At 67.5% G+C, this 24,376-nt stretch carries 16 protein-coding genes; 7 read left to right on the top strand and 9 right to left on the bottom strand.

What is annotated here, in order from left to right; translation table 11 throughout:
- The first annotated feature begins 45 nt into the window (after nucleotides 1–45).
- The 7 genes from ACZ48X_RS19525 (at nucleotide 46) to ACZ48X_RS19495 (ending at nucleotide 9,539) form a co-directional block, all read left to right on the top strand.
- Entirely contained in the window at nucleotides 46–1,164 is a 1,119-nt protein-coding gene (locus ACZ48X_RS19525) for a hypothetical protein (RefSeq protein WP_336352133.1), read from the top strand.
- Nucleotides 1,165–1,179: 15 nt separating this feature from the next.
- Nucleotides 1,180–2,247 carry a hypothetical protein gene (locus ACZ48X_RS19520; protein ID WP_336352132.1) on the top strand — a complete coding sequence of 356 codons (1,068 nt, stop codon included), beginning with the start codon at nucleotides 1,180–1,182 and terminating at the stop codon, nucleotides 2,245–2,247.
- 64 nt (nucleotides 2,248–2,311) lie between these two features.
- On the top strand, nucleotides 2,312–3,181 hold the full coding sequence (locus ACZ48X_RS19515) for a hypothetical protein (protein WP_336352131.1): 870 nt from the start codon (nucleotides 2,312–2,314) through the stop codon (nucleotides 3,179–3,181).
- A gap of 82 nt (nucleotides 3,182–3,263) precedes the next feature.
- Nucleotides 3,264–4,298, top strand: a complete 1,035-nt coding sequence (locus ACZ48X_RS19510; protein WP_336352130.1) for a hypothetical protein — start codon at nucleotides 3,264–3,266, stop codon at nucleotides 4,296–4,298.
- A gap of 7 nt (nucleotides 4,299–4,305) precedes the next feature.
- Nucleotides 4,306–4,932, top strand: a complete 627-nt coding sequence (locus ACZ48X_RS19505; protein WP_464379824.1) for a hypothetical protein — start codon at nucleotides 4,306–4,308, stop codon at nucleotides 4,930–4,932.
- Nucleotides 4,933–4,989: 57 nt separating this feature from the next.
- Nucleotides 4,990–6,807, top strand: a complete 1,818-nt coding sequence (locus ACZ48X_RS19500; RefSeq protein ID WP_336352128.1) for an ATP-binding protein — start codon at nucleotides 4,990–4,992, stop codon at nucleotides 6,805–6,807.
- Nucleotides 6,804–9,539 (top strand): PQQ-binding-like beta-propeller repeat protein, encoded by a 2,736-nt coding sequence (locus ACZ48X_RS19495; protein ID WP_336352127.1) that lies wholly within the window; start codon nucleotides 6,804–6,806, stop codon nucleotides 9,537–9,539. Before ACZ48X_RS19500 ends, ACZ48X_RS19495 begins: the two co-directional genes overlap by 4 nt.
- 99 nt (nucleotides 9,540–9,638) lie before the next feature.
- Here the strand turns inward: ACZ48X_RS19495 and ACZ48X_RS19490 are convergent, their stop codons facing one another.
- The 9 genes from ACZ48X_RS19490 to ACZ48X_RS19450 form a co-directional block, all read right to left on the bottom strand.
- Entirely contained in the window at nucleotides 9,639–12,491 is a 2,853-nt protein-coding gene (locus ACZ48X_RS19490) for a hypothetical protein (protein ID WP_336352126.1), read from the bottom strand.
- The gene (locus ACZ48X_RS19485; protein WP_336352125.1) at nucleotides 12,484–13,491 is read right to left on the bottom strand and encodes a hypothetical protein; all 1,008 of its coding nucleotides are present in this window, start codon (nucleotides 13,489–13,491) and stop codon (nucleotides 12,484–12,486) included. The genes ACZ48X_RS19490 and ACZ48X_RS19485 overlap by 8 nt, the downstream gene beginning before the upstream one ends.
- 1 nt (nucleotide 13,492) lies before the next feature.
- Nucleotides 13,493–16,621, bottom strand: a complete 3,129-nt coding sequence (locus ACZ48X_RS19480) for a hypothetical protein (protein ID WP_336352124.1) — start codon at nucleotides 16,619–16,621, stop codon at nucleotides 13,493–13,495.
- A 1-nt stretch (nucleotide 16,622) separates the two neighbouring features.
- Entirely contained in the window at nucleotides 16,623–17,825 is a 1,203-nt protein-coding gene (locus ACZ48X_RS19475) for an FtsZ/tubulin family protein (protein ID WP_336352123.1), read from the bottom strand.
- Nucleotides 17,825–19,909 carry a hypothetical protein gene (locus ACZ48X_RS19470; RefSeq protein WP_336352122.1) on the bottom strand — a complete coding sequence of 695 codons (2,085 nt, stop codon included), beginning with the start codon at nucleotides 19,907–19,909 and terminating at the stop codon, nucleotides 17,825–17,827. Before ACZ48X_RS19470 ends, ACZ48X_RS19475 begins: the two co-directional genes overlap by 1 nt.
- Nucleotides 19,910–19,944: 35 nt before the next feature.
- A complete protein-coding gene (locus ACZ48X_RS19465) occupies nucleotides 19,945–21,078 on the bottom strand; it encodes a hypothetical protein (RefSeq protein WP_336352121.1) in 1,134 nt (377 codons plus the stop codon).
- Nucleotides 21,075–21,398, bottom strand: a complete 324-nt coding sequence (locus ACZ48X_RS19460) for a hypothetical protein (protein WP_336352120.1) — start codon at nucleotides 21,396–21,398, stop codon at nucleotides 21,075–21,077. Before ACZ48X_RS19460 ends, ACZ48X_RS19465 begins: the two co-directional genes overlap by 4 nt.
- The gene (locus ACZ48X_RS19455; RefSeq protein ID WP_336352119.1) at nucleotides 21,395–22,804 is read right to left on the bottom strand and encodes an FtsZ/tubulin family protein; all 1,410 of its coding nucleotides are present in this window, start codon (nucleotides 22,802–22,804) and stop codon (nucleotides 21,395–21,397) included. Before ACZ48X_RS19455 ends, ACZ48X_RS19460 begins: the two co-directional genes overlap by 4 nt.
- Nucleotides 22,805–22,899: 95 nt before the next feature.
- Complete coding sequence (locus tag ACZ48X_RS19450) at nucleotides 22,900–24,375, bottom strand: hypothetical protein (protein WP_336352118.1); 1,476 nt, start codon at nucleotides 24,373–24,375, stop codon at nucleotides 22,900–22,902.
- Nucleotide 24,376 lies beyond the last annotated feature (1 nt).

The following is a 24,376-nucleotide window of genomic DNA, read 5'->3' as shown; positions in this document are numbered from 1 at the left end:
TCGTTGGCCGGAACAATTTAGAACCTGATTGTTATAGTAGCGTCTATGTCACTACTGCCGGTTGACACGGACGCCCTCAAAGACATCTGCCGCGACGTGGCGATGTCGAACTACGGGTTTCTCTACGTCACCGACAAGAAGGGGGAGCTGCAGAGCGCGTACGAGAGCGCTGACACGGGGACACTGAACGCGAGCGACCTGTCGGGGTCGGACATGCGCGATGCGTTACGCGAAGTGGCAAACGACGAGTTCAGCGACCTTGAACGCATCCGCGACGGCGTCTACTACGTCGACACGTTCAGCGTCGGGAGTTCCGACGCCATCACGAACGAGTTGACGAGTACGTTCAGTCACAACGTCGTCATCACGTCGGAGACGCTCAGGTCGCGGTTCGACCTGGCGATGGACGACGTCGAGTTCTTCGTCTCCGAACTCACCGAACGCGACCTCGTTCAGCGTATCACGGCCGGCGAGCGCGACTACTACACGATCGGACCGCGGTTGAAGGAGCACGCGGAGAACGTCGGGTTCGACTCGCAGCTCGAGCGGAAGGCCGCGAACGGGAAGATCAGTCACAGCGACCTCGAGGACATCATCAGTATCGCGGCGACGAAGGACATCATCCGGTACCTGGAACAAGAGGGGTACGTCATCGACCTGGACGGCGAGTACCTCGTCGAGAGTGCCCTCGGCGAGTTCGGCCAGCACGCCGCCCATCGGATCGAGGGTAGCGTCGAGGAGCGCTTCGAGGAGTCGAAGTACCTGCTGCCGACCGCGGAGTTCCCGGGCGTGATCCGGTCGGAGATCGAGGAGCAGTTCGACGTGTTGTCGTACGCGCATCGCGTGCAGGACGACATCGTCGAGGAGACCAGGGACGCGGTCATGACGCGATTGGGGTTGGAGACGGAGGACGACATGGTCGTGATGCGCGAGGAGTTCGACGCGTTCGTCGACCAGGAGGCGCGACGCATCCTCGGGGACGTGAAGGCGGAAGCGGACGTGCTGCCGGCGTCGCCGCCCGAGTTCGAGGAGGCGGCCGAGGAGCACGTCGAGGTCGTGCAAGTGAGTAACACAGCGAGGGTGAACGAGCACGTCAGGGAGTCCATCGCGGACGAGTTCGCGGGCGTTGTCGCCGAGGAAGAGTTCGGGGGCGTGGACGCGTAATCTCACGAGAGTGCCATGACACGAGAGTACACGTTCGAGACGAGGGCGGGAGACGGCGGGAGCGCCGTCGTCGCGGCGCCGGCGAGCGACGACGCGGAACGCGTCGAGCTGGAATCGGCGTGGCTTACCGATGGGGACGTCGAGGGGGAGTGGGAGCGTGCGGTCTACGCGGTGCTGGACGCCGAGCTATTCGAGTCGTTCGCGGTCGGTGACGGCGTGGCTCGGGTCGAGCAGTCGACCGCGGTAGAGGCACTCGTCGAGTTGCTCGAGGACATCGGCGACGAGGCGCAAGCGGACGCGCTCGTAGCGTACCTCGCCGACGCGGACGTCTGGACCTTGGACGGCGAGGACGTAGTCGTGCTCAAGGACCCGCGAGACGCGACCTTGTCGGGTCGCGAAGCACTTTCGTGGGCGTTGGCTCTCGACGTCTGTATCGCTCGGATCGACGAGTTCGTCGACGAACTCGAGACGCGTGCGGACCGCGTGAAGACGCTCGACGCCGAACGCGACCGGTTCGAGGCCCGCCTGCACGCGGTCACCACCGAGATGCGTGCACTCGGGCGGGGGTCGAAGTTCCCGGAGGACCCGTCGGCACTCGACGAGGCAGCAGGCGAACGGTACGCGGCGCTCCGCACGCTCCTGGGTGACCTCGTCCGGACCGAGACCGATCCGCGCGGGCTGGGCGCTGACCGGAACGTGTTGATGTCGACCCGGGAGGAACTGTGTACCCGTGCAAGCCAAGTTCGAACTCACGCGATTGAGGGACGAGCGTTCCCGGACGACGCGATCTCGGTCCCAAACCGCCTGGACCGCGTCGTTTCGACGCTGGCGTCCGAGGACGTAATCGGGGTCGTCGAACTGCTCGAAGAGACCAGGATGACATCCGGGAGCGCCGGCAAGTCCACCAAAGCTGCGGGCGTGGGAACCGTCAAAGAAGCGGTCGAGACCACGTCGGATGAGGAGTTAGCGAAGATGGTCGAGGAAGACCTTCCGAACTTGGAATTAGAACAGACCGACATGCCGGAGCTGGCCGAGGAATGCACCGAGGAGGATGCGGACGACGGAGGGACTGATGACGACTGACCGGCGGCGACGGTGGGGTGGGGGACAGGTGCGGAATCGACTGACTGCAGTAAATTAGCTACCAATGCAACGCAACTACACGTTCGAGAGGACGACGGTCGATGGAACCGAGTATGTCATCGCGACCCCGTGCGGGGAAGGGGAGATGGTCCGGATGGAGGTGGAGTGGATGGAGGGTGAGTTGGAGGGGGACTGGGAGCGCGCGGTTCGCGCGGTCCTCGACGCGGAGCTGTTCGGGGCGATGACTGTCGGGTCGGGGGAGGCTCGCGTCGACCGTTCGACGGCGGTTGCGGTGCTGGTCGAGGCGTCGACGGACTCGTCGTCGAACCGCTTGGACCACGTAACGCGCGAGGCTCACGCGGATGCACTGGTCGCGTACCTCGATTTCGCAGATGTCTGGACGGTCGACGTTGGCGACGTTGTGGTACTCCGCGATCCGCGTGACGGGGCGCTCTCCCGACGCGAGACGGTGGCGTGGGCGGTAGCACTGGACGTTTGCGTAGACAGACTCGACAAGTTCATCGAGGATGTCGACGGACCCACTGGGGATAGTGTAGGGAACGAGACCGTCACGGCGAAACTGTCGTCCGTTCGCGGGGGATTCGAGACGAAGGCCAAAGAGATTCGCGCCCAAGCGATTCAACATGGCGAGTTCCCGGTGCACGGAACCGAGTTCACGGACTGTTTCGAGGAACTCGTGATGGAACTCTCAACCGACGACCTATCCACCGTCGGCGAAACGATTGACGACGTGGTGCCGGAGCCCGCGGGCGTCGGAGACGTCAGCGAAAACGTGGAGAACACAACTCGAGATGATCCAGTACGAATCGTGGAGAACCTCAGTGCGGTGCTGGCCGAGCTTGGAGAACAGGATGGAATCGAAGCGTTTGTCGAACAGGAACCGGACACGTCCACGTCGAAACCCGATCAATGACTGTCTCACCCCGAGCGAACGGCGGCAGCGATTCGACGGCGTACAGGCGCGGAACCGAGCGAGTGCAGTGAACTAGCTACCTATGCCACAAAATTACGAGTTCGAGAAGACGACGGTCGACGGTATCAAATACGTTATCGCGAACCCCAAAGGGAACGGGGAGATGGTCCGGATGGAGGCGGAGTGGACCGAAGGCGACGAGGTCGAAGGAAAGTGGGAGGAAGCGGTTCGCGCCATCATCGGCGAGGATTTGCTGGGAGATATGAATCTCGACGGCGCGAACGGCCGCATCGACAAGCGGACCGCGGTGGAGACGCTCGCCGCAGCCGAAGAAGACGGGCAGCCGGTGGTTGCAAGTGAACGGCAGGCTGATGCACTCATCGAGTACTTCGCCGACCAGGACATCCTTCGGCTCGAAGGGAACAAGGTCGTGCTCCTGCAGGACCCTGGAGATCAGAATCTGTCGGGACGAGCGGCTCTGAACTGGGCCGCGACGATGGACGCATGCATGGAGAAGATAAAGGAGACGAAGGAGAACATCGAGCGCGCAAAGAAGAAATTAGAGGAGAAAGAGGAGGAGTTCAAGAGCGGACAGAACGACATCAAGGAGCGGATGCACGAGACCGGACAGAAGTTGAAGAGCTTGGGTGATTCTCCTGGCGTTCCACAGTCACGAGCCGAGTTGGACGAATCCGAACGGACTCGATATGACAACCTCATGGAGGAGTACATCCATCACAAGAAGATGCACGAGGCGCACGTCGAGGACGTTGTCGAGAAGACGAACCAGGGGAAAGGAAAGCTGGCGCGGCAGATGAGTATGCTCAATTCGACGATGGAGACGCTCGAGGAGAAGAAGAAACAGATTCGAAGTGCTGCGGTCCGCGAGCACGTCTTCCCGGACGAAGCGATCGAGATGACGGAGAACGTCGGGAACATCGTCACCGAACTCGCCGGGGTGGGGAACGTTGCTGAGACGGTCGAGAACACCTCGGAGGAGGACTTCGCGGAGATGGTCGAGAACGATCTTCCCAACATGGGGGGGCTGGAGGAGGCCGAGGAACAGACCGAGCAGGAGGAGCACGAGGACACGTCGAATACGAACTTCAATCAGTAACCATCGCATGTCGAGGACGTTACTGGCGAAGTCGTTGTTCGAGCCGTTGAAGACGGTCGAGAGCGCGCTCGAAACCCTCTCGACCGTCGATTCGTACGTCGACGTGGACGTCTTCGAACTCGCGAGCGAAGCGACGGGCGCACTCGCTGAACTCGGGTCGACACTGCACGAAGCCGCTCCGTTCCCGGCGATGGAAGCGACGGAGGCTTCGGGTGACGGTTCGGTCGGCGCGCTTCTCCAGTCGCGGTACGGTACGGAGTCCGATCGAGAGGGTGCGGACGTTGGATCGTCTGACCGCGTGGAGGTCCGTGACGGACGCGAGGTGATCCCGCTCGGGGTTGACGGGGCGACGCGAGGGAACTGGGCCCCGGCGTTTCGGGTGCTGCGTGAGTTCGTCGAAGAGCTCTTGGTGCGCGCTGGGACAGTGGTCCGTCGCGTCCGAACGTTGGAGGACCTCGACGCCCGTCGCGTCTGTCGGTCGGTCCGGCGGATGCTCGCGTCGGTTCGTGACGTGCTTGCTTGGTCTGTCGCTGGCGCGAGGTTCGTCGGTCGGCGCGCAGACAACGGTGCGGACGCACCGATAACGTTCGCGTCGTGGGCGAGCGACACGCTGACCGGAGGGAACGATGCGTAACCAGAGAGATGCGGGCGGCGACGGACGGTCCGATCGAACGCGGGGACGGAGGGAACGATGCTCAATCTGACGCCGATACTCAAACAGAAACAGCCGACGGCGATCGTGGAGATAGGTGAATCGAAGTTCGGGACCGAGCCGGACGTGGTCGCGGTCGAGCACAACAACAGGCGTGCGTACTTCGATCTGGAGACGGTCGACGACGGGCCGTTGTCGACCGATACGATCGGGAACAGCGTCCGGATGCATCAGCACGTCCGCCAGATCTTCGGTGGGATCCGCTCCGATCGCGACCTGAAGGTGGATACGAACGCGTCGGCTCGCGAGGTCGTCGAGTGCCAGTCGGTGAAGATCCATCCGGGCGATAACGACCCGGAGGCGCTCGAGCCGTTCCTTCGGGATTCGTACCTCCTGCATCGCGTCGACGAGGTGATGTTAAAGCGCGGGTCGGAGTTCACGACGTTCAAGCCCCGGGAGATCGAGCCGAGCGATTACAATACGGTGAAGATCGGGTCGGGGACGGACATCGAGTTCGTCGATGGGACGGAGCTCCGTGAACTGGAGTCGGCGCCGTCTGGGACGAGCGGTGGGGCTGCTGGTCCGGGACCGGGCGGTGCCGCCGGTGGTGGCCCGTCCGGTGGTGGCGAGGACGAGTCGGTGGACGTGAACTTGGAGCCGAAGAAGCCGACGGTGTCGTTCGAGGAGGACGTCGCCGGGTTGCCGGAGGTGAAGCGGACGGCGCGGATGCTGCTCGCGTTGTTCGACCCGGAGACGCGGAGCGAGGTCGAGCGGCGGTACGGGGAGGCGTTCGCGTCGCGGGGGAGTTCGATGATGCTGTACGGGCCGCCCGGGTGCGGGAAGACGCTCGTGTCGGAGGCGATCGCGCACGAGGCGATGTACAACACGAGCATCGAGGAGGATTACGGCGAGGTGAAGTTCCTGGAGGTCCGTGGGTCCGACGTCCTCTCGAAGTACTCGGGGGAGTCGGAGAAGCGCGTTCGGGCGGTGTTCGAGAAGGCTCACGGTATCGCTCAGGAGGGGTTCTGCGTGTTGTTCTTCGACGAGGTGGAGACGCTCATCCCGGATCGTGGGGACGATTCGCTCCAGCGGCACGAGCGGTCGTTGACGAACGCGTTCCTCCAGGAGATGAACGACGTGGAGGACAACCTGCTCGTCATCGGCGCGACGAACATGCCGTTCACTATCGACCCGGCGGCGACGCGCCGGTTCCCCGTCCAGCAGTTCATCCCGCAGCCGGACGAGACGGTGATGGCGCAGGTCTGGGAGAAGCACTTGGATTCGGTGTCCGCGGCCGGTGACATCGATTACGACCGGCTCGGTGCGGCGTCGGTCGGGTACACGCCGGCGGAGGTCGCGGACCGCATCCTCGGGAGCGAGTTCCAGCGGGAGCTGGTGCGGAGCGTCATCGAGGGCGACCCGATCGAGCCCGACACGGAGTACCTCCTGGAGAAACTGGAGGCGTCGGAGGCGAAGACGGTCAGTCAGTACGTCGCGAGCGTTCGGAACAAGACGGACGACCTGGAGGGGTACCCGGAGATGCGTCGGTACGTGGAGTCGCAGGCGGAGCGGCTCGGTATCGAATTGGGCGACGAGCCGTCGGGGCTGGCGTCGCTGCTCGGTGCCGGCGACGGCGGTACGGGCGCGAGCGACGCCGGCGACGACGGGCCGGGCGGTTCGGGCGATGACGGGACGGGCGGTTCGGGCGATGACGGGACGGACGGTTCGGGCGATGACGGGGCGAGCGATTCGGGCGGTGACGGGACGGGCGGTTCGGGCGATGACGGGACGGGCGGTTCGGGCGGCGGTTCAGGCTCGGGCGACGCGTCAGGTGGGGCAGTGGGTGATGGAGTGTGAGCGAGTACGCGGAGGTCGGGTCGTTCGAGCTGTCTGGCGTGGACGCGAGCGCGGCGGGCGAGGACGAGGTCGTGTTGGTCGCGGACGGCGACGTCGTGCACGTACAGGGCCGCGAGCGGACGACCCTCCAGGTCGAGGGCGAACCCGTCGACGTGGCGGTCGCGGAGCTCGTGTACGTGCTCACGGCGGGGTCGCTCGTGGCGCTGTCGGTGGACGGACGCGGGTCGCGCGGGTGGTCCGTGGACCTCTCGGGCGAGGACGTCGAGGCGGTCGCTGCCATCCCCGATTCGGACGTCGTGTGCGTGCTCACGCCCTCGTCGCTCATCGGCGTCGACCGGGAGCGCGGGTCGCGGCGGTGGTCGACGGAGCGACCGTACGCGGACATCGAGGGCGAGGACGACCTCGCCGCTGGCGACGAGCACGTGCTCTACGGGACGTGGACGTTCGTCACGGGGTTCGACGCGAGCGGCGAGCAGGTGCTCGACGAGACGCTCGACAGCGCCGTCGTGGACGTCGGGTGGACCGACGGCGTCGTCGTCGCAGCGCTGAAGACCGGGAAGCTCGTCGGCCTCGACGTCGCGGACGGGAGCGTCAGCTGGGAGACCGAGATCAGTGCGCGAGCGGTCGCGTCCGGCGGGGCGACCGAGGCGTTCGTGCAGACCGACGACGGCGTGCTCCGCGTGTCGAGCGACGGGAGTTACGAGCCCGTAGACGACCTGACGCCGGGGACGGTGTATCCGGCTCGAAGCGGGGCGCTCGCGTGCGTATACCGGGACGGGATGTTGTCGGTGTATCGGCGACGTATCGACCCGGACACGGTGGAGGCGGTCCTCGAGACGTCGACGGTCGAGCCGGGGTCGGACGTCGAGGTGCGCGTGCGGAGCGACCTGGAGCGGGCGGCGACGGTGCGGGTCGACGCGACCGTCGACGATGCGGTGCTCGACGAGGACGGCGTCGCCGTGGACGTGCCGGCGGGCGGCGAGGGCGTGGCGACGTTCCGCGTCGAAGAGGTCGAGCGCGTCGACGAGACGACGGTGACCGTCGCGGTCAACGACGTCGAGGTCGTCGAGGAGACCGTCGGAGTGGAACGGCCGACGCCGTCCGCGGACGATATCTCGTGTACGTTCGACCTCGACCAGGTCGACGGGTCGACCGTCGAGGGGACGGTCGTGGTCGAGAACGACGGGGAGACGTCACCGCGACTCCGCGTGGTGGAGGACGACGTGGACCTCGGCATCGTCGGTCCGGGCGAGGCGGCGACGGCGTCCGTGAGCGCGCCGTTCGTCCCCGGCGAGCCGGTCGAACGAACGGTCGCGAGCGAGACCGGCGAGCGCGTTGCGACCGCCACGTCGACGCTCGGTGACGGTCGGACGACGGTGACCGTCGAGCAGACCGTCGACGACGAGTTCCTGTTCGTCGACGTCACGGTCTCGAACGGGACCGACGCCACCGCGACCGACGAACTGGTCGTGTTCGGGCTCGGCGCGCTCGACCCCGTCGAGCGCGAGGTCACGTGCGTCGCCGGGGCGACGTGGACGCTCTCGCTCGCCGTTCCCGGGCACGTCGCGGCGTCCCTCGACGGGAACACGGTCCGCGCGCAACTCGACGGGTCCGCGGCGAACGACTCCGTGGAGCTCGCACTCGACGACGCGTTCGCTGACGCCGACGCCGGCGTCGGTGACGCGGCCAGTGCGTCGCAGACGGGCGTCTCCGCGACCGTCGACCGCTCCCTGAGCGCCGACACCGTCGCGGCGACCGAGCGCTTCCAGGAGTACGTCGCCATCGAACTGGACCGCGACGTCCACGACCTCACGCTCGTCCTCGACGGCGAAGAGCACGCCGTCGGGTCAGCGTCCGCCGGTATCGAGCGACGCCTGGAGCGCAAGCACGCCGTCGCGGTCGACGGCCAGCACCGCGTCGAGGGCGGGCGCGTGGTCGCCGACGGCAACGACGCGGGCGAGTTCGACGCCGCGACCGCGTCGGTCGTCGACGGCGAGATCGCCGCGCGGACGACCGTCGAATGCGGTGACTCGCGCGTGCACGTGGACGGCGAGATCGAGAATCGGACCGGGGACTACGTCGACGTCGTCGGCGTTCGCGTCGACCGACTCGGGACGTGGGACCTCCGCCTCGGTGACGCGCTCGCGCCCGGCGAGGTCGTCGTCTGGGCTGGTGACGTCGCGCCGTCGGAGACGGACGTGACGGCGGCGGAGAGCGCGCTCGGGGTGACGGTGGAGTTCGGCGACCCCGAGGCGCCGGCGGAGTTCCAGTCGCTCGCTCCCGTCGAGCGCGCGAGCACTGACGGACTCGCGGACCGACTGGAGGCGGCCGTCGGCGAGGGAACGCGCGTCAGGGACGAGTACAGTAACGTCGCGCTGGAGCTGACGAACGTCGGCGACCGCGTCGAGCGCGACCTCGAGTTGTCCGCGGCCGGTGACGTCGTCAACGACGTGGTGTACGTCCCCGAACGCATCGACGAGCTCGCGCCAGGTGAAACCGCCGTGCATCCGATCGACGTGAAACCGGCTGGCGAGTCGCTGTCACTCGACGTGACCGTCCACGGTGGCGAGCAGACCGCGCGCATCGAACTCGAAGGCCCGGTCGCGCCGGGCGACGGCGAGTGGGATGCGAGCCATCGCGACGCGTGGCGCGCTCGCTGGGTCGGTGGGAGCGCCGACGACGCGGTCTCGTACCCCGAGCACGTCGCGACCGACTACGAGCGGACGCGCTGACCGTACACTCCGACGGCTTTCCTCGCGAACTCGAAGAACGGAATCGGACGAGAACAGGACGGTTCCGGTGGCGAGCCCCCTCGAATCGACGCTGGCGCGTCAGACGAGGAACTCGCCGGTCGCGGTCTCCTTCGCGTCCGAGATGTACGCGATGACGCCCCTGAGCAGGTGCGCGACCAGCGCGATGAACGCCACCACGTACCCCGCGGACGCGACGTACAACGCGGTCTCGGCGGTCTGGTAGGCGTTCGCGGTCGCCTCGCGCTCCTGTGCGACCTCCGACGCGGTCTCGCTCTCGCCCGCGGCCGCGAACCGCTCGCGAGCGGTCACGTAACTCGACAGCACGCTCTCGGACTTCGACTGGAACTCGCCGAGGTCGGCCGGGTTCAACAGGAGCGGCTGCCCGCCCACGACGGTGAACACGTCCGCGGTCAGGTTGTCGTCGGTCGACCGCGCCGCCTGGAGGTTCTCCTGGCCGGCGCTCACGTTCTCCGCGTACTGCTCGAACGCCCGGTCGGCGGCCGACTGCAGGGTGTTCGCGCGACTCTCCTCGCCCTGCAGTACCGCGATACGCGCGAGCTCGCGCTTGACGATAGCGGCGTCGAGCAGCGACGTGTTGTCCCCGGACAACTGTTGCTGGTAGTGCGCGCGCTGCGTCTCGATGAGGTCGTTCAGCGCGGTGTTCCCGTCGGCGAGCGCGTCTTCACCGAGCCCAGCGAGCTCGTCGTCGGAGAGCTGGGAGACGTACAGCGACACCGTATTGTACGTCGAGGACGCCCGCGTCAGGTCGCGTTGCGCGGCCTCGTGTTCGTCGGCTTCCAGGTGCGCTCGCGTCTGCTCGGTCGCGTTGACGAACGTCGCGAACGTCTGTGCGGCCGTGAACGCCCGCGAGATGTCAGTACCGGATTCGAGGTCGCCGTTCTCGATCTTCGACTCCAGGCGCGTCAGCATCTCCGTCATCGTCGTCGCGGCACTGCCGACGTTCCCGCTCTCGTCGGCGTACGTCGACAGTCGGTCCTTGGTCTCTTGCGCGTCGATGAGACCGGGTTCGGCCGTTATCGTCACCGTGTGCGCGTCGACGTTCTCCCCGTCGACCCTGAACGTCCACTCGTACTCCGTGAGCACCTCCGCGTCGGTGTCGAACTGGAGGCCGAACACGACGTCACTGGACTCGCCGGCGGTGAGCGTGCTCGGGACGTCCCGCTCGACGGTCACCCAGCCCTTGTCCGGGCCGTCGACGCGTTCGAGCGTCAGGTTCCGGACGTCGTTGTACCCGAGCGCCTCGGTCACGGATACGGTTCGGGTGTCCGAACGCGTGATCTCGAGTCGACCGAACGACACCGCGGACTCGCTGAGGCTCACGCGCGTCTCGTGGTCGATCTCCATCTCCGTCTCCACCGTCTCGGTTCCAGCGGACGCGTTCGAGGACGCGTACTCGACGACGAGCGTGTGCGTGCCTTCGGGGGCTCGACTGTCGACGGTGACGTCGAGGATGAAGTCCCGGCTGCTGGTTCCCGGAACTCGGTCCGGGCCGCGCGTCAGTTCCGCGCTCACGTACGAATCGTCGAAGTCCGGCGACCCGACGCTGATGGAGTCGACGGAGAGCGGCAGGTCACCCGTGTTCTCGACGGTCGTCTCGACCTGTCTCGTGTACTCCGAGGCGCCGCGTTCCTCGTCGAACGTGTACGACACCGAGGCGGCGGACGTCTGCCCGAACGCCGCCGGGTAGAACGTGCGCGCGTCGACCTGGAACGTCGTCGCTTCGGCGTCCGAGTCGCTCGTCGGTTCCAGTCTGATGAGCCACGAGAGCTCCTCGTGCTGGGGAGAACGTTCGTTCACCGAGACCCGGAGCGTCCCGCTCTCCGAGCCGCCAGCGGGCACGTACCCGTCCAGGTCGGAGATCCGAAGGGACGCGTTCGGGCCGGCGCCGATCGCTCGCACGATGTCGACGCTCGCGTCGTCGTACCCGGTCTGCTCGACGAGTTCGACCGGGACTTCGACGCTAGTCCCGCGGAGCACCCCGCCGACGTCGTACGTGCTCTCGTCGGCCGTGACGCGCGTCGCCTTCCGCACGTTCACGTCGAACCGGATGGTCTCGCGGTGGCCGAGGTTGTCCTCGACGACGACCGCGACGTCCTTCGGGCCCTCCCTGACGGACTCGTCGACGGTAACCACGACCTCGAACGAACCGCTCTGCCGGCTGTTGACTCTCGACGGCGTCTGGCGGACGGACGCGGAGACGCCCGAGTCCGCGGACGCGCTGACGTCCTGTACGTTCATGTCCCCTTGTCCGTCGTTCCAGAACTCGACGGACACGCGCGTCGATTTCTCGGACTGCCCTTCGAACAGGACCGTCCCGTCGGGCGCTTCGCTCCGCCCGAAGCTCGGCGAGACGTAGTTCACGTCCGCGCTCAACGTCCCCGTCCCGACGTTCGACACGGTCACGTCCACCGACCGCGTCGTGTCGAAACCGTCCTCGCCGCGAGATTCGCCGACGGCGTCGTAGTACACCGTGTACGTCTCGCCGTCCTCGATCTGGAACGTCGAACTGGACCCGCTACGCCCACCACCGGACCACCCGCTGAACGTGAACGTCACCTCGCCGTCGGAGTCCTGGCTCTCCGCCGTCACGGTCGTGTTCTCCGACGCGGTGAAACTGAGGGAGACTCGACCGCTATCCGTCGACCCCTCGAACGCCTCCTGAAGTTCGAGGGTCGTGGACGCGGGCGTCGACAACGCCGCGCCCGCAGTGTCGTTCGATTCCGCTTCCGCGGAGGCATCCACAGCCGGTTCCGCATCCGCGGAGGCACCCACGGTCGATTCCGCCGCCGCGGCACCGACGTCGTCGGTCGACGTCGGCGCGACGTCCGCGCTGGCGACGGTCACCGGCGCGAACGCCGCGACGACGACCAGCGAGAGCACCGCGACGACGAGCGCGGTGGCGTTACGCATCGTTCACCTCCTCCAGCATCACTATCTCACCGATCTGTGACGCCTGCACGGTCTCGCTCCACGTGACGATGCGATGCCCGACGAGCATCGCGACCAGGGCAAGCACCAGACCGTACCCGACGAGGACGCCGGCGCTCGCAACCGCGAGCGTCCCCCGAACGGTCGACACGTCCGACCGCGCTGCCGCGAACGACGACGCGCGCTCGGAGAGCCCGTGCTTCTCGGCGAGCGACTCCGCCTCGCGAAGCTCCGAGATCTTCGAACTGGACTCCAGGTAGTACTCGAACGTCTGCAGGCCGTTCGACGCGAGCGCACCCTGCACGTCGCTACAGGACGAACACGCGGACAGGAACGACGACGCCGTCGACGCCGACGCGTTCATCGTCTCCACGTTCCGCTGGTACTCCGAGCGGACGCTCTGGTACCGCAAGCTCACCTGCGAGAACTTCTTGCTCGCGCCCGCACGCCGGAACGCGACCGACGCCAGCTCCAACTGCTCTATCTGTTCGGGCGTCCGCGACGCGTTCGCCGCGGCCTGCAGGAACTCGTCGCCGCGGTTCTCGTAGAACCGACTGACCGCGATGTCGGCGAGCGGCGCGTACGTCAACCCCTGTTCTTTGAGGGACGTGACCGACGAGAGCGTCCGGTTCGCGGCTCCGAGACTCGTCGTCGTCGACCCGTTCTGCGCCGCCTGGTACGCCTCCCGGAACGACCGGAGTAATCGGAGTGTCGTCGCCATCTCGCGTTCGGTCGCGTCGTCGAACTCCGCGACCTGTAGCTTCGACACCGCGAGCGACCTGATGGTCTCGAACTGCGTGTATCGGTCGAACGCCGGTACCCCCTCCATCGACTGGAACGCCGATAGGTACTCGTCTGCGGTCTCCGGCGGCCCCGAGTCGTCCACGGTCGTCGCCGTCGACGACCGCATCGCAGCCCCCGGTTGTGCCGCGACGACCGACCCCACGACGAGCAATCCGATCAATATCCGAATCCCATTCATGTCAGAACACCGTCTGTTGCATCCGTTCGCGTAACTGGTCGTGCTCGAACGCCTCCTCTACCGCGTCGAGTAACGCCGCGACGAGCAGCGTCTTCGCCGCTCGCTCGACGTCGTCCGATTCCCGCCGCGCCTCCTGGAAGAGCTCCCGGGAGAGCTCCCAGACCTCAGTCACCGGCTCCACCTCGGTCAACGTATCTCGCTCCCGGTCGATTCGGCTCTTCGTCTCCTCGATGCGTCGCGTCAGGTTCCCGTCGTTCGCGTCCGACGCGTGCTCGAGGAACGCGTCGAACGACGCCGCGTCACCCCGGAACTCGACAGCCGCATCCGGGAGGTCCGCGCACGCGGCGAACACGTCCACGTTCCGTTTCGTCGTCATCGCCGTGTTCACGCGAGTGACCGCCTCCTCGGCGACGTCCAGGAGTGCGTCCGCGACGGCCTCCGGGTGCGTGTCCACGTCCACGAAGCGATGCCCTTGCTCGGGGAGCGATTCGACGACGTCGAGCAACGTCTCGACGACCGACCCGTAGTACCGCGGGAACGCGACGTCGCGTCCGGCGCGGTCCGAGAGCGCGGCGACGTCCTCGCGCACGTCCGACAGCCGCGTCCGGACTGCCGGTGGGAGCGTCCACTCGAAGGACGCACGCACCGAGACTCGCGCGTTCCCGCCACGGTCGATCCTCGCGGTCGTCGTATCGGTCCGGAACTCGCTGGACGCCGCCGCGGGGAGGTCCAGGTCGACGACGTAGTCGCCGACGAGGACGTCCACGGTCGCCGTCCCGTTCCGGTCGGTCTCCAGCGTCTGCCGGCGCTCGCGAGCGCGGAAGTCGTCGCCGTCGGCGGGCGCGATGGCGACCGGGAGGTTCCCGGTCGCGACACCGTCGACCTCCGCGGTCACGGACAGCGACCCAGTCTTCCGTTCCAGCCCGACGTCGAACGCTTGCTTCTGGTCGTCGAGCGAGACGTCCCGCGTCGCCCCGACGTACTTCGGGTGCGACACCGACAGCGTCGCGGCCGTGGCGGTGAACGGCAGGACGACCGCGGCCTTTCCACTCCGGTTCGTCGTCTCCTCGACGGGGTCGCCGTCGTCCGGCTCGACGTGCACGGTCGCGTCCGGCAGCGCCTCGCCGTCCGCGCCGTCCGAGAGCCGGACGGCGATCTGCGGGCGCTGGCAGACGATGCGCGCCTCCTTCCCGCGGCTGTGACCGCTCCCGATGTCGACGCGCGTCTCGTACTGCTGGCCCGCGACCGAGGCGCCGACCGTCCACGTCCCGGGCTTGAGCTTGAGTTTCGCTCGGCCCGTGTCCGTCGTCGTCGAGTGGTCGTCGCTGCGCGCGGTCGACCGCGCGGTCACGCTGACCGACCGCTGCACGCGCCGGTTGTCGTCCGTCACGATCTGGACGGTCACCGGAACCGGCGTCTCCGTCCGCGACGTCGACCGACGCTTCGGTGACGTCTTCCCCCAGAGCCCAGCGCTCGCCATCCCGTACGCGGCCGGCCAGGAACCGACCATACTGAAGAAGGCGCCGATGCCCGCGGCCGGAAGCAATCCGAGCGGCCCGAGGTCGCTCGCGGCGAGCCAGATGACGAGGACACCCGCGATGATGCCGGTGATGAGACCGAAACCGAGGACGATCAGCGCGCCGTGTGCATCCGTTGGTCTGACCCCATCGACGCTCGCGTCGATCGCCGACCGGTAGACGCCGAGGCCGGCCGAGACGAGCGCGCCCAGCAGTAGCGTGACGACGACGAGGATACCGGTGTTCACTCCAGTGTACCCGGCCGGGAGGAAGAGGAGCCCGCTCGCGGTAGTGTTCCCGGCCGTCGACCCGTTCGTCGTCGTCGGTGTCGTGGTCGGCGTGCCGTTCCCGGCCGAGGCTGGCGTCTGGAAGTTCGCGTTCGCCGACGAACCGCTGTAGACCGCGTTCGCGCCGACGACGACGAGGTCGGCGTTCGCCGGGACGGTCTCGTTCCCGGCGACCGCGTAGGTGCTCGCGAGGTCGCCGACGTTCGTCAGGTTCACGCGCCGGACGGCGCCGTCGAGCGTCTTGAACAGGATGCTCTGCGCGCCGACGTCCGGCGACACCTGGACGTAACTCCCGTTCAGGGCGACGGAGACGTTCGAATCCGCGTAGGTGCCCTTCCAGCCGTCGAGCACAACGCGGTCGCTGCCGTCGGCGACGGTGAGGTTCGCGGTCACGTCCGCACCGATTGCATCACTCGGGAGCGGAACCCGGTCTCCGCTCGCGGTGACGTTCCCGACGTACTTCCCGGTCGGTTCGGTCGTCTCCACGTCCAGCAGGTACTCGTTCGCGTCGAGCACGCCGACGAGCGGGTTCTCGACGACGAACGATTCACCGGCGACGACGAGTCGCGTCGCGTCCGTCGCCGCAGCGTGCACGTTCACCGACGTCGCCGTCTGCGTGACGTTCACGGGCGCCGCGGTCGCGTCGACCGCGACGCGAGCGTTCCCGAACAGTTCGTCCCGCGAGAGCGTCGAGAGCTCGCTCCGGTCGAGGACGAGCGCCTCCGTCGCGCCCGCGGCGTACGTCGCGTTCAGGCTCCCGTCACCGACCAAGAGCGCGACCTGCGACCCTGGCTCGAACCCGCGCAGCGAGAGCCCGGAGACCCGTAGCGGCCCGTCGTCGAACGCGGCGCTCGCCCCCGAGAGGTCCGCGTACTGGAGGTTTACCGAGTCCGTCCCGAGAACGGACCCGTTCAACTCGACGGCGACCGACGCCGCCGACAGGTCGTCGGTCGTCTTCGGGCCAGTCAGTTGCTTCACGGCCATTCCCGTGACGTACGTCGCCCCGTTCCGCTTCGATTGGAACGTGACGTTCTTCGCGTTCGCAGCGCCCGTATCCGTCACGTTCACCAGGAACTTCGTCTTGGTCTGGTTGCGCGTCGTATTCGTGAACGTCACGTTCACGCGAATCCGGTTCGTGTTGACTCGCTCGACGGCGACCGTCGCGTTCGGCGCGGCCGTCGCGCTCGACGGACCCGAACCGGCGTCGCCGACCGAAGCGATTCCCGGACCGGCGACCCCGGGGCTCCCCGCGGCGACGCCACCGACGACCACCCCAGCGAGTGCGAGCACCGCGACGAGGAGCGTGACGCGTGTTCCCCCCCGCATACTATCCCTCGTTGTGGTCGCGGTACTCCTCGAGGTTCTCCATGACCTGCTGTAACTCGCGGTCACTCAACCCCTCGCCGCCGGGCGCAGCGCCTCGAGCGAGGTTCTCCGTGACCTGCTGGTGCTGGTCCATCGAGTGGTCGAGCAACGGCGTCAGGTCGAACCCACCGAGCAGCAGGAGGACGTCGACGTCGGACCCACGGCCGCGCTTCGGCGTGAGGCTCGCCTGCCCCGCGATACTGAGGTCGTGCTTGTTCTGCCACTCGTTGAACGTCCGGTACACCTCCGGCTCCGTGATCTCGCCGTTCTCGATCATGCTCTCGGGCGCCCGCACGACCGGGAACACGATCTGGGATGTCGCCACGTCCATCGGGACGAACGGGTTCTCCGCCGCCTTGTCGAACATGTACTCCAGCTCGTAGATGTTCCCGTCCATCCCCGTCGCGACCGCGGGCGTGAAGTGATAGGACCCGTACCGTGAGGGGATGGTGACGTAGTCCTCGATGTCGATGACGCCGTGGGTCTCTCGGCCCGCGCCGATCATCAGGTCGATCGCTTCGATGATCATCTCGTTGACGCCATCGTAGTTCTGCCGGCTCCCGCCGTCGTCCAGCTGGGAGTTCGCCGCGAGGATGACCATGTCCGCGTTCTGGCCGCCGTCGAGCACCTTCAGGAGGCGCGAGAGCCCGCAGACGGCGTTGAAGTGCCGTTGGTCGGGCTCCCAGTAGAACGGCCACACCGCCATCGCCACGTGGATGACGCTGTCCATCCACGGCTCGCTCTCCCCGACGCTCAACCCGTTCTTGAACTGGTCGATGACGTACGGAATCGACCCGTTCCCGGTGCCGCCACCGAGCGTCGCGACGTGCAGGAACGCGTCCGCCGTCCCGAACACGCGCTTGACGCGGTTGATGATGCGGTCGAGGTCCTGCTCGGCGGCCTTCCGGCCGTTGTGATACGAGTTCCCGGCGCCCGCGAGGTCACCGAACTCGAGCGCGTGCGTGCTCTCGATGTCCGCGTCCTCCGTGATCGCCGCGTCGATGCGGTCGACGGTGTTCCGGATGTCGTTCCGGTTCGTGTTCATCACGAGGATACGGTCCTCGATGCCGGGGTTCTCCGCGCGACTGAAGAACTGCGAGGCGATACGACCACCACCCTCGCCGGACGCGATGACCGCCCAGCGCGTGAACTGGCCCTGGGACATCACGCATCACCTCCGGCGTGCTTGCGCAGTCCATCGTCGGTCGCGTCCACCGGGAGCCCCGAGTCCGTAGCGAGCGACGCGATGACCTCGTCCGGGACCGGCGTCGACAGGAAGTTCGACCGCACGCGTTCGTAAGAGATGCTCTCGTTCTCGTCGATATTGTACTGGATGACGTTCATTATCTCCTGAGATATCTGCGAGTCGTCGTAGACGTAGATGACGCCGTCGGCACGCGATATCGCGTACCCCTCGACGTCCGCCCACGCGGCTAACAGGCCGGGGACGTACTCGTCGGTAATCGGGAAGTCCATCGCCGTACTGAGGTAGCCCGTCTCCGCGAAACGGTCCTCGAGTCGCGGGCCGAACTCCTCGACCTGCGTTCGAATCGTCGCCTCGCGGTCCCCGACGAGTTGGTCGTACAGCGACACCGCCTCGACGTCGACCGTCGTCTCGACGTCCTCGTCCACCTGAAGCGTGCGCTCGACGGCCGCGTAGTCGTCCTCGCGCGGGTCGACCGAGAGGACGTACTCGCCGAAGGGAACGTCCGCGAATCGCGCGGACCCGACGAGGTGCGTCTCGACGACCGCTCGCTCGTCGAACCCGTCGTTCGCCAGTTCGACGACCGCCGTCCGCTTGTCCTCGCTCCCCTCGTCGTACGCCACAGTCACCTCCACGGTGTACGTCTCGACGGTCCCCCGGGAGAGCGCGGGCGCGTCCGGGTCGAACTCCACGTCCGGGTTCCGCCGGAAGTACAGCCCGAAGAACTGCTCCGCGTGCCGGACCGGCAGGTCGCCGGCCGTCACCGTTCCCTCCGAACGCAACTGCTCGTCAATCGTCTCGGAGACGTCCGGGTACGCCTCGACGACCGTCGCCTTCGTGTCGAGCGAATCGACCGCCTCCACGAGCGGTTCGATCGAGGCCCGCCACTCCGATTCGAGCTCGGAGACGTCGTCGAGCCGCCGGAACGTGCCCGCGTGGTCCTCGTCCGCCGCGGCAGGGCGAGTGTAGTAGCCCGCGGGCAGCGACTCCGATTCGAGCGTTCGAACCGCCTCCTGCAGTTCGGATTCCAGCGCCTCGACGATGTCGCGGGTCGCGGACCGCATCGCGTCCCGATGCCGCGTCAACGCCTCCACGTCGAGCGCGGAATCGAGCGCCTCCAGTTCTCGCTGGACTTCCTCCACCCGGTCGAACGGCTCGACGGAGACGAACCGGTCTGCGTCCGACGCGAGCACCACGTCCGCGAGCGAGAGCAGGGCTTCGCGGTCCGCGTCGAAGGACCCGCTGAGTTCGCTCTCCAGTTCCGAGCGCGCCGCGAGCACGTCCTCGACCGCCTCCTCGTACTCGCCGTCGCGTCGCGCGTTCGCCGCCGAATCGAGTCGCGACTCGACCGCCTGCTCGTCTATCGGGCCGGTCGCGCTCCGACGGATGTCCCGCACGCGTTCGATGGCGTCGGCGACCGTCTCGTCGGCCACGTCTCGGTACTCGGTCAACGGGTCACCGACGACGTCCCGGTAGTCGACGCCGCTGGGCGCGCCCTCCGCGGGCGTCGGCGGCTCCTCGTACGCCGACGGGGGCGCGGTCAGGCCCGCGTCGGCGAGCGCGGCGAGGCTCGACTCGACGCTCGCGAGTCGCGTCGTTACGAACTCGTAGAGCGCGTCGTCGCGGTCCGCCGCGAGCGTCGTCAACTCCCCGTCGATACGCTCTAACTCCTGGAGTTCCGCGCTCGCCGCGTTCGAACCGACGGTGAACGACCCCGATTCGCGGTCGAACTCGCCGGCTTCCGCCTCGTAGTCCGCCGCGAGCGAGTCCGCTCGCGCACGGAGGTTCCCGACGTCGAACCGCGGGAACTGCGTCTCGATGGCGTCGAGCGACCGCCAGACGTCCCTGAGCGACGACCCGACCTGCTTCGCGCGCTGCTCGACGTACTGTCCGGTGTTCCCTTCGCCACCGACGACGCCGCGAACGTACATCACGGCGCTGCCGACGAGGACGAGCGGGACGCCACCGACGACGACGTACACGCCCACCTCGGTGTTCCCCAGGACGAACAAGGCCGCGCCGACCGCGGCGATTCCCACAGTCAATACCCCGATTCCCAGTACCGCGCGAGTTCGAGTCTTCATAGTATCACTCCGAACAGGGAGAATCCAGTGGTGACCACGACGCCGAGCACGGTCGCGCACACGAGCGCGATGCCGCCCCCGACCGGCACCCACAGGGCGTACCTGTTGTAGTCAGCCGTCGAATCGATCCGCTTCCGTCCGATCGTCCGGTTCGCCACGAGGTACGGTAGCGCGCCACCAGCGAGTCCCCCGAGAACGACGCCGAGTCCGATCGCGACGAAGAGGTTGTTCCGTATCGTCGACGCCAGCGAGCGTTCCCTGGCGTCGAGCGCCGCGTCGTACGCGGCCACTGCCTCGTTCGCCTCCTCGCGCTGCGCCGTCTCGCTGGCTTCGACGGCGTCGAGCGCGTCGACGGCGACGCCGGGCGTCTGCGAGTCGCGGGCGACGCCGAACAGGAACGTGCGGAACGACGACGCGCTCGCGTTCAGTTCGGCGACGGACGCGTCGAGTCGTTCGAGCGTCCGGTTCGCGGTGGTCGCGTTGAACTCGCCGGAACCGCTCCCGTTGAGCGCCGCCGTCGTCTCCGCCAGTGCGGTCGTCGCCGACGTCGTCCGGTTCGACGCGCCCACGAACGCCCCTTCGAGCGACCGGTACTCGTCGACCGACGCCGCCGAAGAGACGTACAGACGGCCGTCGACGCCGATAGCGGGGTTCACGGCGTTCGCGACCGGTTCGCTGACCGTCAGTCCGCTGTCCACCTGCTTCATCCGGATCTTCGAGGGGAACTCGACCGTCCCGTACCCAGGTTCGAGGCGAACGCGCGGCCCGCGGTCGCTCGCGGAGAGGACCTCGAAGCCGTCACTCGACTGGAGCTCCCACGCGTCACCGTACGGCGTCACGAGGCCCTGCGACGAGCACAGCCGGAGGTCGAGGGTCACGTTCGCGTACAGGCGCTCGGACCCGGTGACGCGTTCACCGGTGCTCGCGAGCGTCGCAACGACCACGTTCCCGCTGCCGCTCACGCCATCGCAGACCGCGGCCGTGTCCGAAGTGGACGCCACTGTCGAGTCCGTAGTGGACGCCGCCATCGAGTCAGGCGTCGACGCGTCGACGGCAGCGACGGCGCCCGGCATCGTCCCGGCGAGCACCGCGACCGCGAGCACGACAGCGAAGAATCGTCGCCCAGTCATTCGAACGTATCCTCGATTCGCCGCGACTGCAGTTCGTACATCACGACACCACCGATACAGAGACCGACGCCCGCACCCAGACCGATACCCGCGAGGTACTGGACGACCGTCCCGTCGGCGAGTGCCGCGAGCGTCGACACGCGAGCGTTCTGCTCTTGGGCCGCGTCGACGCTCGCCGAGACGTTCGAAGTCGTCGTCTCCTCGGACTGCACCGTGGCCGTGACAGCGCCAGCGCCAGCGAGCACGAGACAGCCGAGGACCAAGCACGCGAGAATCACCCTCACCCCCCCGAGCGAGCCGCCGTCGGACCGGCGTGTCACTGTATCATCGCCTCCGTTTGCTCCTCGTAGGCCTCCGCCTTCTCCTCTATCTCGCGTATCCGGTCCACGTCCTCGCGTTCGTACGTCAGGAGCGTCGTCACCGTCGCGAGCCGACGGTCGTGCAGCGCCACGCCGAGGTTCACCTCCTGGAGCGAACACTGCGCTTGCAGGTACTCGCGGATCGTCGACGTCTCCACGCGCCGCCCACTCCCCGACAGGTAGCCCGACGGCGCCCGCACCAGCCCGATCGCTTTCTGTGCGTCGGACGGGTCCAGGTCCGCGACCGACTGCTTGCTCGTCGCGAGGCGCACGAGCGCCGCGCTGTCGACGTCCTGCTTCCCGACGAACGGCAGCAGGTACCCCGGGAGCGACCGCGTCATCGTCGTCGACCGCCCGAGCGCCGCGTACCCCGCCTTCGAATCGGACGTCCCGACACCGAAGTTCAGTGACGTGACCAAGTCCTGAACGTCGATGTCTGGCGTATCGATGTCGTCGTACTCGCTCGGGTCGACGCCCGAGAGCACCGGGCCGGCGACGAGGTCGTAGACGCCAGCGGCCACGTACTCGTTGTACTCCGAGAACTGGCTCTCCGCCGCCGCCTGATACGAGATACGCTGGTTATCGACGAGGATGATGCCGTCCGCCCGGTCCTCCAGGCGATTCAGCCCGTAGCGGGCGTTCCACGCCTGCCGGCCCGCACCGACCGTCTCCCCGTCGTCGTCGTCGCCGACCTGCCCCATCGTGTTCGGGAGGACGGCGAGTACGACCACGTCAGCGCGGTCGTTCGTGTACTCGTGGATGGCGTCGACGATACTCGGCGCGATACCACAGCCGGTGCCACCGCCGAGTCCGAGACAGACGAACGCGAACTGGATCTCGTCCTGGTCGGTGGCATCCGCGACGCCCCCCGAGGCGCCGCCACCGAAGTCGTCGTCCGCCTGCTCGCCGCCGAAGTCGTCGTCGGCTGGCTCGCCACCCGGGTCGTCCTCGGTCGCCGTCCACTCGTCGTCCGTCTCCGACCACTCCGCGTCACCGCCGTCGGTGAACGCCGTCGTCGACGCACCGAACCGCTCCTCGAGGCGCGTCACGAGCTCGTCGTAGTGCTCGGTCATCACCTCGTCAGCCTTCACCGGGTCGCGACCGAATCCCCCAGTCACCTGTTCCTCGAAGCCGGCCGTGTTCCCGTCCACGAGCCCCCGCTGTTCGGCGATACCGAACTGTGCGTCCGCGTCGACGTTCCGGAGGTTCTGCAGGTCCCGGATCGTCGAGTTGAACACGAGCGGTTCGGCCAGCGCGGTGATGTCGTCCCCGCCGAAGAGACCGAGCGTCGAATCCGACGTGTAATCGAACACGGCGTCGACTATCGCGCTTCCGGCCTGTCCTGCCCCTACGAAGAGATACGTCATTAGATGTCTCTGACACGTGTCTATACGTAGCGTTGATTTAGTATTTCTGGCAGACCGAACTGTTCAATCGTACTTCCAGATAGTTACGTCGCCGGTCACCCGCGGAGTCGTCGCAACATGATGGAGTACTGGTTGCGTTCGTAGAGGTCCTCGACGTGATCGAGGAGTTCGTCCGCCGCCAGCAGGAGACCGCGGGCGCGTTCGGGGTCCGTGCTCGCGTAACTCCGGCCGTCCTCGTGGAGGTCTCGTGCGAGCGACACGAAGTGCCGCGGAATCGTGTGATTGTGGTCGTCCCGACGCTCGTAGTACGCCTCCACCTCGTCGATGCGGTCGGCGACCGACGCTACCAGATCGCTCGGCGAACCGTCCGTCATCGATTCCCCGCGGGTCGATTCGAGCGTCGGAACGAGCGTGTCCCGGTAGAACTCGAGTTCCCGGAACGCGCCGTACCACTCGGCGCGCTCGTCGGTCCGTTCCGCGCCGTCGACGAGTTCGGCGACGCGCTCCAGGAGCGCCGCCTCCACGCGTTGGTCCGGGTCGAGGTCTCGCTTCACCTCGTTCGAGACCGCGACGACCTCGTCCGCGTCGACGTCCTCGAACGCGTCTCTCGTTCGCGCGTGCTCGTCGAGCGCGCCGACAGCGGTCGTGAGAGCGCCCTCCATCCGACCCTGCGGAGTCGCGTCGGGGTCGCGGAGCGCGTCGACGAGCCCCGAGGCCGCCGCACTCTGCGGGCTCGTCCGTCGCTCCACGGCCGCCACCGCGTCCGCGACGGTTCCCTCGTCCGACCCCTGACCCGCCGGACCACTGCCTGCACGGGACCGTTCGCTCTCGGCCGCCATCGACGCGACGTCCGTCGCGATCGGTTCGAGCGCCCGTGCGAGCGACCCGTCCACGTCGCGGAGTCGCTGCGCGAACGCCTCCACCTCCGCTTGGACCGTCACGTCGCCCGTCCGCTCCACCGCCTGCAGCACGCCGTGAGACGCCTCCAGTTCGTCGACCGCGTCCTCGACGGCGTCGCGCGCCAATCGCTCGTCGACGCGTCCATCACCGAGCGCGTCGAGCAACGTCCGCGCAGTCGGCGACCGCGGTGACCGACCCGCCTGCACCGACGCCACCGCCGCGGACGCCACCGCGTCGTCTCCACCGCCAGTCGACCCACCAGTTGCACTGCCAGTCGACCCACCAGTTGCGCCGCCAGTCGACCGACCCCGACCGTCGCTCTCAACGAGGTCCACGCGACCGCGTGCGACGGCGGACGCCAACCCCTCCAACGCCTCCGTCCGTCCCTGCGACGTCTCCACCACGCCCTGGTCGGCAGCCGCCCGAAGCAGGTCGTCGGTCGCACTCGTCAACTCCGTCACGCGGTCGTGGACCGCGCGCCCGTCGGGCTGCACCGACAGCGCGTCCGCCACCCGACGCACCGCCGGGTCCGGGCCGTCGTCACCGACGAACCGATACCCGACCGCCCCCAGCGCCACGCCCACGACCAACGCCACGACGCCGACGACGACACTCCCCATGCCACCGCCCGTCGACTGCAGTACCACGCCGTCGAATATCGGAGACAACATA

The organism is Halorubellus litoreus, assembly GCF_055378595.1.
This window is presented reverse-complemented; position numbering and strand designations above follow the sequence as displayed.

Coding starts and splice junctions, on each gene's coding strand:
- ACZ48X_RS19525 (WP_336352133.1), top strand. CDS start 46: ATGTCACTACTGCCGGTTGACACGGACGCCCTCAAAGACATCTGCCGC.
- ACZ48X_RS19520 (WP_336352132.1), top strand. CDS start 1,180: ATGACACGAGAGTACACGTTCGAGACGAGGGCGGGAGACGGCGGGAGC.
- ACZ48X_RS19515 (WP_336352131.1), top strand. CDS start 2,312: ATGCAACGCAACTACACGTTCGAGAGGACGACGGTCGATGGAACCGAG.
- ACZ48X_RS19510 (WP_336352130.1), top strand. CDS start 3,264: ATGCCACAAAATTACGAGTTCGAGAAGACGACGGTCGACGGTATCAAA.
- ACZ48X_RS19505 (WP_464379824.1), top strand. CDS start 4,306: ATGTCGAGGACGTTACTGGCGAAGTCGTTGTTCGAGCCGTTGAAGACG.
- ACZ48X_RS19500 (WP_336352128.1), top strand. CDS start 4,990: ATGCTCAATCTGACGCCGATACTCAAACAGAAACAGCCGACGGCGATC.
- ACZ48X_RS19490 (WP_336352126.1), bottom strand. CDS start 12,491: ATGCGTAACGCCACCGCGCTCGTCGTCGCGGTGCTCTCGCTGGTCGTC.
- ACZ48X_RS19485 (WP_336352125.1), bottom strand. CDS start 13,491: ATGAATGGGATTCGGATATTGATCGGATTGCTCGTCGTGGGGTCGGTC.
- ACZ48X_RS19480 (WP_336352124.1), bottom strand. CDS start 16,621: ATGCGGGGGGGAACACGCGTCACGCTCCTCGTCGCGGTGCTCGCACTC.
- ACZ48X_RS19475 (WP_336352123.1), bottom strand. CDS start 17,825: ATGTCCCAGGGCCAGTTCACGCGCTGGGCGGTCATCGCGTCCGGCGAG.
- ACZ48X_RS19465 (WP_336352121.1), bottom strand. CDS start 21,078: ATGACTGGGCGACGATTCTTCGCTGTCGTGCTCGCGGTCGCGGTGCTC.
- ACZ48X_RS19455 (WP_336352119.1), bottom strand. CDS start 22,804: ATGACGTATCTCTTCGTAGGGGCAGGACAGGCCGGAAGCGCGATAGTC.
- ACZ48X_RS19450 (WP_336352118.1), bottom strand. CDS start 24,375: ATGTTGTCTCCGATATTCGACGGCGTGGTACTGCAGTCGACGGGCGGT.